The following is an 11,624-nucleotide window of genomic DNA, read 5'->3' on the forward strand; positions in this document are numbered from 1 at the left end:
GAGGGCCGATCACTCCGGCAGCGGCCGGGTGTCCGGCGCCACCTGCGAGCCGGGCGAGACCCGCACAATGGTGATGAGCCGGTCCGTCAGCTGCAGCGTCCCGATCGACGGGTCGTCGTAACCGAGCACCCGGTGCCCGCGTACGACGCTCACCACCAGGTCGTCCGTCTCGCGCGGTGTCTTGCCCACCTCGGCCTTTATGACCGGGCGTTCGGTCATGTCGAGCCCGCTGCCCTGCTGGATCAGGTCCTCCATGACCATGCCGGCGGCGGGGCTGAGCACGGACAGGCCGAGCAGCCGGCCGGCCGCGCTGGCGCTGGTGATGACGGCATCGGCGCCGGACTGCTTGAGCAGCGGCGCGTTCTCCTCCTCGCGCACGGCGGCCACGATCTTCGCGCCGCGGTTGAGCTGCCGGGCCGTGAGGGTCACCAGCACCGCCGTGTCGTCGCGCTGGGTCGCGATGATGATCTGCCGCGCCTTGTGCACCTCGGCGCGCTTCAGGACCTCGCTGCGGGTGGCGTCCCCGACGACCCCGACATAGCCGTCACTGCTCGCGGCCTCGATCGCCTTCGCACTGGGGTCGACCACGACGACCTGTTCCTTCCTCAGCCCCGTCGCGCACACGGTCTGGATCGCCGACCGCCCCTTCGTACCGAAGCCGACGACGACGGTGTGATCCCGCAAGGTTGACCTCCAGCGGTTCAAACGCCATTCCTCCCGGGTGCGTTCGGTGAGGACTTCCAGGGTGGTGCCGACCAGGACGATCAGAAAGAGCACGCGCAGTGGTGTGACGACGAGGATGTTGGTGAGCCGGGCGCCGTCGCTGACCGGGGTGATGTCGCCGTAGCCGGTGGTCGAGAGGGTGACCGTGGCGTAGTACAGCGCGTCGAGGAAGTCGACCGAGCCGTCCGAGTTGTCGTTGTAGCCGTCGTGGTCGGCATAGACGATCAGCGCGGTCGCGATCAGCAGGCACAGGGCGATGGACAGCCGCTTGGCGACCTGCTGGAAGGGGTGCTCGACCACTTTCTTGGGGAGTTTCACCCGATGGGTCACAAGATGTTCGTCCGCCTGGCGGGCGATCGCATCATGGCCCGACTGTTTCACGTGAAACACACCCCGATGCCGGCGACCGCCCAGGGCAGATCGATGAGCTCCGTCCGCTGCCCCTGCCGCGCCCCACCCGGCGGTACAACCGCGAGTGCGTCGGCCGCCGCGATCCCGCGCAGCATGGCCGGCCCGTTGTAGTGCAGCGGAATCGCGGAGTCGCCGCGCAGCACTGCGGGGATGAGCCGGGTGTCGTACGGGTGCCCGTGCACCGCCTCCTGGAGGGGCAGCTCGTACGGCTCCGGGGCGGGGTGTGCCGACAGGGTCCGCAGCAGCGGTTCGGCGAGGGTGAGCAGGCCGGAGATCGCGGCGAGGGGGTTGCCGGGCAGGCCCACGAGGTGCTGGTCGGCCTTGATGCGGGCCAGCAGCATGGGGTGGCCGGGGCGGACTTTGACGCCGTCCACGAGGAGTTCGGCGCCCAAGCGGCGCAGGGTGGGGTGGACGTGGTCGACCGGGCCGGAGGCAGTGCCGCCGGTGGTGATGACAAGGTCGGCGGTGCTGGCCGAGATCGCCTTGTGCAGCGCCTTCTCGTCGTCGCGGAGCCGGCGGACCGCGGTGACCTCGGCGCCGAGCGCGCGCAGCCAGGACGGCAGCATCGGGCCGAGCGCGTCCCGGATGAGCCCGTCGTGGGGCAGTCCCTCGGTGAGCAACTCGTCGCCCAGGATGAGGACTTCGACCCGGGGGCGGGGTACGGCGGTGAGCGTGTCGTAGCCGGCGGCCGCGGCGAGGCCGAGCACCGCGGGGGTCACCAGGGTGCCGCCGGGCAGCAGATGGTCGCTGCTGCGGCACTCCTGGCCGCGCGGGCGGATGTCCTGGCCGTGTCCGACCTCACGGGCCGCGTGCAGCCTGCCCTTGTCGTCGGTGCGGCCGTGCTCGCTGCGGATGACGGCGGTGGCGTCGGCGGGGACCCGGGCGCCGGTAGCGATCCGCACGGCCTCGCCGTCGCCGAGCGGCTCCGGCTCCGCGTGTCCTGCGAGCACCCCGTCCTCGCGTACATCCCAGGGGCCGGGGCCCGCGACCGCCCAGCCGTCCATCGCGGAGGTGTCGAAGGAGGGCAGGTCGCTCAGGGCGACGAGGGGTGCGGCCAGGACCAGGCCGAGGGCGGAGTCGAGAGGCACGGAGACGGGGGCGCGGTGGCCGCCGGACCGTGCGGCGCGCGCGGCGACGGCACGGGCCTCGGGCCATGGGGTGGCCTTGTGCTGGCGGGTGTCCGGCTCGCGGGGTGCGCCGGGGGCCTGGGGCGTGTCCTGGGGTGTCGGCGGGGGCTCGGCGTGCCCGCCCGTGCCGGCTTCGTTCACGAGGGCGAGTACCTCCTCGACGTCGAGGTCCTCGACGTCCTGGGTGTGCTCGCCGGTGTGCGTGTGCGTGCCGCGCGCGGTCATCCGGCGGCGTCCGGACCGGGAGCGTCGGACGGGGTCTCCGGCTTGGCCTGGGACCCGGTCCCGGGGGTGTCCTCGTCGGCCCAGCGCAGCGCGAGGGCGGCGGCCTTGCGGGCCGCCTCGGCCACGGCTTCGGGGCCGCCCTTGCCCTGCGCCGCCGCGTAGCCGACCAGGAAGGTGGTCAGCGGGGCGGCGGGCCTGGCCACTCCGTGGGCGGCGTCGCGGGCGAGGTCGAGCAGGATGCCGGTGTCGACGTCCAGGTCGATGCCCAGTTCGTCCTTGACTGCGGAAATCCATTCATCCAACACGTGCCCATGCTCCCTGATGCGTGCCCTGGCGATGGCGAGGTCGTCCCAGGTGTCGCAGTCGAAGGACGCGACGGGGTCGGGGACGCGGGTGAGGTCGAGCGCGGCGGTGAGCCGGCGCAGGGGCAGCCCGGTGAGGCCGCCGTGCTCCTTTGTGAGTGCGGCCAGCTCCCGGCGGAGGGCCGACGCGCGGTACGCGGCCACGAGGGGCTGGTCGCGTCCGTCGGCGTCGGTGAGCAGCCCGCCGTCGGTGCCGCCGGTCCGCAGGGCGGTCAACAGCCGCCGTACGGTTGCCGGTTCGAGGAACGGCAGGTCGGCGGAGAGGACCAGGACGGTGTCGGCCGTGGTGTGGCGCAGACCCGCGTCGAGCGCGGCGACCGGGCCCGCGCCGGGCGGGTCCTCGCGCGCCCAGCGCACCGGTCGGGTGGTGGGCCGGGGGTCGGCGACCACAACGGTGGTCCGGGCGTCGGCGCAGGCGGTGAGCACCCGGTCGAGCAGGGCCCGGCCGCCCACACGCAGCCCGGGCTTGTCGGCACCGCCGAGCCGCCGGGCACCGCCACCGGCGAGCACGACGGCGTCGTACGCGCCGCCGGGCACGGTGTCGGTGGGCTCGTACGCGGTCACCCCCCGAGTATGCGTGCCGCCCTGATCACAGGGAACTTGTGCGGGCTTCCGTGATCACAGGTTGCGCAGCAGCACCGCCGGCTGTTCCACACAGTCCGCCACATACCGCAGGAAGCCGCCCGCCGTACCGCCGTCGCAGACCCGGTGGTCGAAGGTGAGCGAGAGCTGCACGACCTGGCGGACCGCCAACTCGCCCTCGTGCACCCACGGCTTGGGGACGATCCGGCCGACGCCGAGCATCGCCGCCTCGGGGTGGTTGATGATCGGCGTGGAGCCGTCGACGCCGAACACCCCGTAGTTGTTCAGCGTGAAGGTCCCGCCGGTGAGGTCCCCGGGGGTCAGCGTCCCGGTCCGGGCCGCCTCGGTCAGCCGGGCGAACTCCGCGCTCAGCGCCTCCGCGTTCCGCGCCCCCGCGTCCCGTACGACGGGTACGACGAGCCCGCGCTCGGTCTGCGCGGCGAACCCGAGGTGGACCCGGTCGAACCGGACGACCTCCCGCGCCTCCGTGTCCACGCTGGAGTTGAGCTCGGGGAACCGGGCCAGCGCGGCCGTGCAGATCCGGGCGAGGAGGGCCAGTACGGAGATCTTGGGCCCGGCAACGGCGTTCATGGCGGCGCGGGTGCGCATCAGCTCGGTCGCGTCGGCGTCCACCCAGCAGGTCGCGTCCGGGATCTCTCGGCGGCTGCGGGAGAGCTTGTCGGCGACGGCTCCCCGTATGCCGCGAAGGGGGATACGGGTGCCATCCGGGGTGGCGGGGACCGTGGCCGGGGGCAGGAGTGTCGCTTCCTGCGCGATCGCCTCCTGGGCCGCCGCCGCGCGGAGCGCCTTCTCGACGTCCGCCCGCAGGATCAGCCCGTCCCGTCCGGAACCCGTCAACTCCCGCAGTTCCAGGCCGTTCTCGCGCGCCAGCCGTCGCACGAGGGGCGAGATCACGGGTACGGGACCGTCGTCCCGAGCGATGGGGGGCGCGTCCTCGACCGATGTGACGACGCCGGGCCCCATCCGTCGCACCCTCCGGCGCCGGGCCGGAGGCGCCCCCGTGCCGTAGCCCACCAGCACGTTCCCCGAGCCCTCGGTGTCCGCGTCGGTGTCGGCGGCCGGTGCGCCCACCGCGACCGTCAACAGGGGGGCGCCGACGGGCAGTTCGGTGCCTTCCTCGCCGTAGCGGGCCGTGACCACACCGCCGTAGGGGCAGGGGACCTCGACCATCGCCTTGGCCGTCTCGACCTCGACGACCGGCTGGTCGATGGCGACGACGTCGCCGACCTGGACCAGCCAGCGCACGATCTCCGCCTCGGTGAGGCCCTCGCCGAGGTCGGGGAGCTTGAACTCCAGGACCTGTGCCATCAGTTCTCCGCCTCCCATTGCAGCCGGCCCACGGCGTCCAGGATCCGGTCGACGCCGGGGAGGTGGTGCCGCTCCAGCATCGGCGGCGGATACGGGATGTCGAAGCCGGCGACGCGCAGCACCGGTGCCTCCAGGTGGTGGAAGCAGCGCTCCGTGACGCGGGCCGCGATCTCGCCGCCCGGGCCGCCGTAGCCGCCCGACTCGTGCACGACCAGGGCGCGGCCGGTGCGCCGTACCGACGCGCAGACCGTCTCGTCGTCGAAGGGCACCAGGGAGCGCAGGTCGACGACTTCGAGGTCCCAGCCCTCGGTCCGGGCCGCCTCGGCGGCTTCGAGGCAGACGGGGAGGGACGGGCCGTAGGTGATGAGTGTCGCGCTGCTGCCCGGGCGGCGGACCACGGCGCGGCCTATCGGTTCAACGGGTGAGGGCTCGTCGGGGTTCCAGGTGTCCTTCGACCAGTAGAGGCGCTTGGGCTCCAGGAAGACGACCGGGTCGTCGGAGGCGATGGAGGCGCGCAGCAGGCCGTAGGCGTCGGCGACGGTCGCGGGGGTGACGACGTGCAGGCCCGGGGTGGCCATGTAGTACGCCTCGGAGGAGTCGCTGTGGTGCTCGACGCCGCCGATGCCGCCGCCGTAGGGGACGCGGACGGTGATCGGAAGGGGCATCGCCCCACGCGTGCGGTTGCGCATGCGGGAGACGTGGCTGATCAGTTGCTCGAACGCCGGGTAGGCGAAGGCGTCGAACTGCATCTCCACGACCGGGCGCAGGCCGTACATGGCCATGCCGACGGCCGTGCCGAGGATGCCGGCCTCGGCGAGGGGGGTGTCCGTGCAGCGGTCCTCGCCGAACTCCTTCGCGAGGCCGTCGGTGACGCGGAAGACGCCGCCGAGGGTGCCGACGTCCTCGCCCATGACATGCACGGTGGGGTCGGCGGTCATCGCGTCGCGGAGCGCGCGCGTGAGGGCCTGCGCCATGGTGGCCGGTTTGAGGGCGACGGTGGTCATGAGTGCGTCCCCTCCCGCTCGGCCGCGAGCTCGGCCGCCAACTGGTCGCGCTGTTCGCGCAGTTGGGGGGTGGGTTCGGCATACACGTCGGCGAACAGGTCCATGGGGTCGAGCACCGGGTCCTGGTTCATGTGGGCGCGGAGCTCGGCCGCCATGGCCTCGGCGGCGTCGCGGGCGGCCTGGATGCCGGCCTCGTCGATGAGCCCGCGCTCGGTCAGTTCGTGCTCCAGGAGGGCGATCGGGTCGTGCGCCCGCCAGGCCTCGACCTCGGAGTCACCGCGGTAGCGGGTCGCGTCGTCGGCGTTGGTGTGGGCCTCGATGCGGTACGTGATCGCCTCGACGAGCGTGGGACCGCCACCCTCGCGCGCGTGCCGTACGGCCTCGCTCAGGACCTCGTGCACCGCGACCGCGTCGTTGCCGTCGACCAGGCGGCCGGGCATGCCGTAGCCGACGGCCTTGTGGGCCAGCGACGGGGCCGCGGTCTGCTTGGCGAGCGGGACGGAGATCGCGAAGCCGTTGTTCTGGACCAGGAAGACGACCGGGGCCTGCCACACGGCGGCGAAGTTCAGCGCCTCGTGGAAGTCGCCCTCGCTGGTGCCGCCGTCGCCGACCATGGCGAGGGCGACCACGTCGTCGCCCTTGAGACGGGCCGCGTGGGCGAGTCCGACGGCGTGCGGGAGTTGGGTGGCGAGCGGGGTGCTCAGCGGGGCGATGCGGTGCTCGCGCGGGTCGTAGCCGGTGTGCCAGTCGCCGCGCAGCAGGGTGAGGGCCTGCACGGGGTCGAGACCGCGGGCGACGGCGGCGAGGGTGTCGCGGTAGCTGGGGAAGAGCCAGTCCTGCTCCTGGAGGACCAGCGCGGCGGCGACCTCGCAGGCCTCCTGGCCGGTGGTGGAGGGGTACACGGCGAGCCGGCCCTGCTTGGTGAGGGCGGTGGCCTGCGCGTTGTACCGGCGGCCGGACACCAGCTGGGCGTACAGGCGGCGCAGCAGCCCGGGGTCGGCCTGCGCGGCGGCCTCGGTGCCGAGCACGCGGTACGGCACGGCGTCGGGCAGCAGCGGCGCGGGGTCCGTGCGCGGCTGCCAGGCGGGCGGCGGTGTGGGCCGGTACGCGCCCCGCTGCTCCATGACCGTCATGACGGCACCTCCTCGTGGGAGTGGCTCGGAGAGACGCCTCGGACGTGCGGCGCCTCCCTACCGATTGTTCGGTCGTCGGCACATTTTGGCTACAGGCGGCTTCAGGCTGTGGACAAACGGTTCTCCACAACCTCAAATGAACGCAGTACGTCCATGGTAGGGAGGCGGGGGGACATGGCACCTGAACAAATGGCCGACGGCCCGGAGGCGGGACGCGAGCTGCCGCCCCCGCGTCCGCTCGACGCCATCGATCAGGACATCCTCCAGATGCTCCAGGCGGACGGCCGCGCGTCGATAAGATCCGTCGCCGAACGGGTGCACGTCTCGCGCGCCAACGCCTACGCGCGGATCAACCGGCTCATCGAGGACGGCGTCATCCGCGGCTTCGGGGCCCGCGTCGACCACGAACGCGCGGGTCAGGGCACGTCGGCGTACATCACCCTGAAGATCGTGCAGAACTCCTGGCGCACGGTCCGCGAGCAGCTGAGGCTGCTGCCGGGCGCCTCGCACATCGCGCTGGTGGGCGGCGACTTCGACGTCCTGCTGCTGGTGCACACCCCGGACAACCGGGCGCTGCGCGAGCTGGTGCTCACCCGGCTCCAGGCCATCCCCGAGGTGCTGAGTTCACGCACCCTGCTGGTGTTCGAGGAGGAGGACCTGGAGCCGCAGGGCTGACCCGGCCCGCGGGCCGGTGCGGGCCCGCCGGCCGGCTTCGGCTCAGTGCGGGGCGCGCAGCCCAGCGAACACCAACTGGGCCACCGCGTCGGCCACTTCGCGCTCGCCCATGCCCCGTCCGTCGGGCCGGTACCACTCCACGATGGAGTTGATCATCCCGAAGACGAGCCGGGTCGCGAGCCGCACCTCCACGTCACCGCGGAGATCCCCGTCGGCCGCCGCGGCCTTCAGCAGTTCGGCCACCCGGTGGTCGAAGTCCCGGCGCCGCTCCAGCGCCCACCGCTCGGTGTCGGTGTTGCCGCGCACCCGCAGCAGCAGCGTCACGTACGGCAGCTCGGAGGTCAGCACCTCGACCATCCGCCGCACGACGTACTCCAGCCGCTCGACGGCACGCCCCACGCGCGCGTGCTCCTCGTCGAGGATCCCGAAGAGGCCGTCCAGGGCGCGGCTGACCGCGCGGCGCAGCAGCTCCTCCTTGCCGGTCACGTGGTGGTAGATCGACGACTTGGAGATGCCGGCCGCCTTGGCGAGGTGCTCCATGGAGGTGCCGTCGTAGCCGCGCTCGATGAAGACCTGGACGGCGACGGAGAGCAGGCTCTCGGGGGTGTACGTGTCGCGCTTGGCGGTGGTCATGGGGTGCCCTCCCGCTTCTCGGTGGCGTACGCGTGGCGGTAGAGCGCCAGGGACGGCGCGTACCGTCCCGACGGATCACGCAGGTGCAGGTCGTCCAGGAGGTCGTAGGCCCAGCTGCGGCCGAGCCTGCGGCTCCATTCGAACGGACCCAGGGGGTAGTTGACACCAAGGCGCATCGCGGTGTCGATGTCCTCCTCGGTGGCGACGCCCTTGGCGACGGCGTCGTGCGCCAGGTCGACGATCCGGGCGACCGTGCGGGCGACGATCATCCCGGGGGCGTCCCCGATGACGCTGACGTCCTTGCCGAGCGCCTGGAAGAGGCCGATCGCCTCGGAGAGGGTCTGGGAGGCGGTGTCCTGGGACGCGGACAGGGCGATGCGGCCGGCCCTGCGGTAGTCGAGGGCGAGGTCGAAGTAGACGACGTCGCGGAATTCGACGGAGGTCTGTCCGTCGGCGAGCGCCAGCTGTCCGCCGCCGGGCAGCACCATGCGGGTGCCGTGGTCCTCTTCCTCCTCGCGGACGACGATGCCCGCCTCGCGGATCAGCGCGACCAGGTCGGCGGCGGGGCCCATGTCGCCCTCGACGACGACGTAGGCGGGCGCCTGGGCCGGTTCCGCGGTGTGCGGCTCGGGCAGCTCGGCGTCGGCTCCGTGGTCGTACCAGCCCTGGCCGGTCTTGCGGCCGAGGCGGCCGGACTCGACCAGGCGGCGCTGGGCGAGCGAGGGCGTGAAGCGGACGTCCTGGAAGAAGGACTGCCACACGGAGTGCGTGACGGACTCGTTGACGTCCTGGCCGATGAGGTCGGTCAGTTCGAAGGCGCCCATTTTGAAGCCGCCGGACTCGCGCAGGATCGCGTCGATGGTGGCCGGGTCGGCGGCCTGCGCCTCGTAGGCGGCGAAGGCCTCGGCGTAGAAGGGCCGGGCGATGCGGTTGACGATGAACCCGGGGGTGTCGGCGCAGGCGACGGGGGTCTTGCCCCAGGCGCGGGACATCTCGTACGCGCGCGTGGCCGACGTGACGTCGGTGGCGAACCCGGAGACGACCTCGACGAGCGGCAGCAGCGGGGCCGGGTTGAAGAAGTGCAGGCCCACGAAGCGGCCGGGGTTGCGCAGGGCGGCGCCGATGGCCGTCACCGACAGGGACGAGGTGTTGGTGGCGAGCAGACAGTCCTCGCCGACGATGTCCTCCAGGTCGCGCATCAGCTGCTGTTTGACGTCCAGCCGCTCCAGCACGGCCTCGACGACCAGGGTGCAGTCCGCGAGCTCCGCGAGGGTCTCGGCGGGCAGCAGACGGGCGTGTGCGGCGTCCCGGTCGGCGGCGGTGAACCGGTCCTTCTCGACGAGGCGGTCGAGCCGGGCGCGGATCGCTTCGGTCGCGTCCCGGGCCCGCCCCGGAACGGTGTCGTACAGCCGTACGACGTGACCCGCGGTCAGCGCGACCTGGGCGATGCCCTGGCCCATGGTGCCGGTGCCGACGACGGCCACGGGGCTGCTGAGGTCCAGTGCTGTCATGTCCGCGATCCTCCCGCACAGGGTTTTCCACAGATGCGGCGGACCCCCTTGTCCCGACCGATCGTTCGGTTACTCTAACTCTGACCGCCTGTTTCCGCCCCTGATCCTTCCCCTGTTCCTGCCCAGGTCATGAGCTCGCAGACGAGTTCTTGAGAAGAGGAGTTGGTCCCGCATGGCCGCCGAACCGACCGCGCACGAGCTGATCGCCCGGCACCGGCCGACACTCGACCAGGCGCTCGAAGCGATCCGCACGCGCGCGTACTGGTCCCCCCACCCCGAACACCCCAAGGCCTACGGCGAGCACGGCAGCCTCGACGCGGCGGCGGGCAAGGCCGCCTTCGACGCCCTCCTGGGCACCCGCGTCGACCTCGGCCAGCCCGGCACCGACGACTGGGTGGGCGGCGAAGTGTCGCCGTACGGCATCGAGCTGGGCGTGACGTACCCGCACGCCGACCTCGACGTCCTGCTGCCCGCCATGCGCGCCGGACAGCGGGCCTGGCGGGACGCGGGCGCGGAGACGCGGGCCGCGGTCTCCATCGAGATCCTCAAGCGGATCAGCGACCAAACGCACGAGTTCGCCCACGCGGTCATGCACACCAGCGGCCAGGCCTTCATGATGGCGTTCCAGGCGGGCGGCCCGCACGCCCAGGACCGCGGTCTGGAAGCGGTGGCGTACGCGTACGCGGAGCAGGTCCGCACGCCCGCCGTCGCCGAGTGGACCAAGCCCCAGGGCAAGCGCGACCCGCTCGTCATGAACAAGGAGTTCACGCCCGTCCCGCGCGGGACCGCCCTGGTCATCGGCTGCAACACCTTCCCGACGTGGAACGGCTATCCGGGCCTGTTCGCCTCCCTCGCCACCGGCAACGCGGTCCTGGTGAAGCCCCACCCGCGCGCGGTGCTGCCGCTCGCGCTCACGGTCCGGATCGCCCGCGAGGTACTCGCCGAGGCCGGCTTCGACCCGAACCTGGTGGCCCTCGCCGCCGAGCGCCCCGGCGAGGGCATCGCAAAGACGCTCGCCACCCGCCCCGAGATCCGGATCATCGACTACACCGGCTCGACCGGCTTCGGCGACTGGCTGGAGGCCAACGCCCGCCAGGCGCAGGTCTACACGGAGAAGGCCGGCGTCAACACGGTCGTCGTCGAGTCGACCGACGACTACAAGGGCATGCTGTCCAACCTCGCCTTCTCGCTCTCCCTGTACAGCGGCCAGATGTGCACCACCCCGCAGAACCTGCTGATCCCCCGCGACGGCATCACCACCGACCAGGGCCCCAAGTCCTACGACGAGGTCGTCGCCGACCTCGCGCGGTCCGTGGACGGTCTCCTGGGCGACGACGCGCGGGCGAACGGTCTGCTCGGCGCGATCGTCAACCCGGACGTGAAGGCCCGGCTGGAGGCGGCCGCCTCCCTCGGTGAAGTCGCCCTCGCCTCACGGGAGATCGTCAACCCGGAGTTCCCGGACGCGGTCGTCCGGACCCCGGTGATCGTGAAGCTGGACGGGGCCAAGCCGGACGACGAGGCCGCGTACATGAGCGAGTGCTTCGGTCCTGTCTCCTTCGCCGTCGCGGTCGACTCGGCTTCCGACGCGGTGGAGCTGCTGCGGCGGACTGTGCGGGAGAAGGGGGCGATGACGGTCGGGGCGTACACCACGGACGAGGGTGTCGAGAAGGCCGTCGAGGAGGTCTGCCTTGAGGAGGCCGCCCAGTTGTCGCTGAACCTGACGGGTGGGGTGTTCGTGAACCAGACGGCTGCGTTCTCGGACTTCCACGGGTCTGGGGGTAACCCGGCGGCGAACGCTGCGCTGTGTGATGGGGCGTTTGTCGCCAACCGGTTCCGGGTTGTCGAGGTGCGTCGGGACGCCTAAGAGCTCGGGGGGTGCGGGTTCTGTGCGGCTGACGGTCCGTTGTGG

At 72.3% G+C, this 11,624-nt stretch carries 10 protein-coding genes; 2 read left to right on the plus strand and 8 right to left on the minus strand.

The genetic code is table 11. The features are described from left to right. Positions 1-9: 9 nt before the first annotated feature. The 6 genes from SSP08S_RS41315 to pdhA are packed head-to-tail and all read right to left on the minus strand — an operon-like array spanning position 10 to position 6,896. Positions 10-1,104, minus strand: coding sequence for a potassium channel family protein (locus SSP08S_RS41315; RefSeq protein WP_019073522.1), 1,095 nt, complete (start codon positions 1,102-1,104; stop codon positions 10-12). Continuing rightward, entirely contained in the window at positions 1,101-2,486 is a 1,386-nt protein-coding gene (locus SSP08S_RS41320) for a molybdopterin molybdotransferase MoeA (protein WP_019073523.1), read from the minus strand. The genes SSP08S_RS41315 and SSP08S_RS41320 overlap by 4 nt, the downstream gene beginning before the upstream one ends. Next, positions 2,483-3,412, minus strand: coding sequence for an NTP transferase domain-containing protein (locus SSP08S_RS56900; RefSeq protein ID WP_019073524.1), 930 nt, complete (start codon positions 3,410-3,412; stop codon positions 2,483-2,485). Before SSP08S_RS56900 ends, SSP08S_RS41320 begins: the two co-directional genes overlap by 4 nt. A gap of 54 nt (positions 3,413-3,466) precedes the next feature. Further along, positions 3,467-4,759, minus strand: a complete 1,293-nt coding sequence (locus tag SSP08S_RS41330; protein WP_019073525.1) for a dihydrolipoamide acetyltransferase family protein — start codon at positions 4,757-4,759, stop codon at positions 3,467-3,469. Continuing rightward, complete coding sequence (locus SSP08S_RS41335; protein WP_019073526.1) at positions 4,759-5,763, minus strand: alpha-ketoacid dehydrogenase subunit beta; 1,005 nt, start codon at positions 5,761-5,763, stop codon at positions 4,759-4,761. Before SSP08S_RS41335 ends, SSP08S_RS41330 begins: the two co-directional genes overlap by 1 nt. Continuing rightward, the gene (gene pdhA / locus SSP08S_RS41340; protein WP_019073527.1) at positions 5,760-6,896 is read right to left on the minus strand and encodes a pyruvate dehydrogenase (acetyl-transferring) E1 component subunit alpha; all 1,137 of its coding nucleotides are present in this window, start codon (positions 6,894-6,896) and stop codon (positions 5,760-5,762) included. The genes SSP08S_RS41335 and pdhA overlap by 4 nt, the downstream gene beginning before the upstream one ends. A 174-nt stretch (positions 6,897-7,070) precedes the next feature. Here pdhA and SSP08S_RS41345 point away from each other — a divergent pair, with 174 nt between their 5' ends. Further along, on the plus strand, positions 7,071-7,571 hold the full coding sequence (locus SSP08S_RS41345) for an Lrp/AsnC family transcriptional regulator (protein ID WP_427921344.1): 501 nt from the start codon (positions 7,071-7,073) through the stop codon (positions 7,569-7,571). Positions 7,572-7,613: 42 nt separating this feature from the next. Here the strand turns inward: SSP08S_RS41345 and SSP08S_RS41350 are convergent, their stop codons facing one another. Together SSP08S_RS41350 and SSP08S_RS41355 are read right to left on the minus strand one after the other, a co-directional pair. Beyond that, positions 7,614-8,204 carry a TetR/AcrR family transcriptional regulator gene (locus SSP08S_RS41350; RefSeq protein ID WP_019073529.1) on the minus strand — a complete coding sequence of 197 codons (591 nt, stop codon included), beginning with the start codon at positions 8,202-8,204 and terminating at the stop codon, positions 7,614-7,616. Further along, positions 8,201-9,715 carry a 3-hydroxyacyl-CoA dehydrogenase gene (locus SSP08S_RS41355; protein WP_019073530.1) on the minus strand — a complete coding sequence of 505 codons (1,515 nt, stop codon included), beginning with the start codon at positions 9,713-9,715 and terminating at the stop codon, positions 8,201-8,203. The genes SSP08S_RS41350 and SSP08S_RS41355 overlap by 4 nt, the downstream gene beginning before the upstream one ends. A 172-nt stretch (positions 9,716-9,887) precedes the next feature. On the opposite strand from SSP08S_RS41355, the gene paaN reads away from it, so the two are divergent. Further along, positions 9,888-11,579, plus strand: a complete 1,692-nt coding sequence (gene paaN / locus SSP08S_RS41360) for a phenylacetic acid degradation protein PaaN (protein WP_019073531.1) — start codon at positions 9,888-9,890, stop codon at positions 11,577-11,579. The last annotated feature ends 45 nt before the right edge of the window (positions 11,580-11,624 follow it).

It is taken from the genome of Streptomyces hokutonensis, from assembly GCF_000376565.1.
GTDB lineage: Bacteria > Actinomycetota > Actinomycetes > Streptomycetales > Streptomycetaceae > Streptomyces > Streptomyces hokutonensis.

Bases quoted from the DNA above. Each gene is read 5' to 3' on its own strand.
- SSP08S_RS41320 (WP_019073523.1), bottom strand. From the start codon at position 2,486: ATGACCGCGCGCGGCACGCACACGCACACCGGCGAGCACACCCAGGAC.
- SSP08S_RS41330 (WP_019073525.1), bottom strand. From the start codon at position 4,759: ATGGCACAGGTCCTGGAGTTCAAGCTCCCCGACCTCGGCGAGGGCCTC.
- SSP08S_RS41335 (WP_019073526.1), bottom strand. From the start codon at position 5,763: ATGACCACCGTCGCCCTCAAACCGGCCACCATGGCGCAGGCCCTCACG.
- pdhA (WP_019073527.1), bottom strand. From the start codon at position 6,896: ATGACGGTCATGGAGCAGCGGGGCGCGTACCGGCCCACACCGCCGCCC.
- SSP08S_RS41345 (WP_427921344.1), top strand. From the start codon at position 7,071: ATGGCACCTGAACAAATGGCCGACGGCCCGGAGGCGGGACGCGAGCTG.
- SSP08S_RS41350 (WP_019073529.1), bottom strand. From the start codon at position 8,204: ATGACCACCGCCAAGCGCGACACGTACACCCCCGAGAGCCTGCTCTCC.
- SSP08S_RS41355 (WP_019073530.1), bottom strand. From the start codon at position 9,715: ATGACAGCACTGGACCTCAGCAGCCCCGTGGCCGTCGTCGGCACCGGC.
- paaN (WP_019073531.1), top strand. From the start codon at position 9,888: ATGGCCGCCGAACCGACCGCGCACGAGCTGATCGCCCGGCACCGGCCG.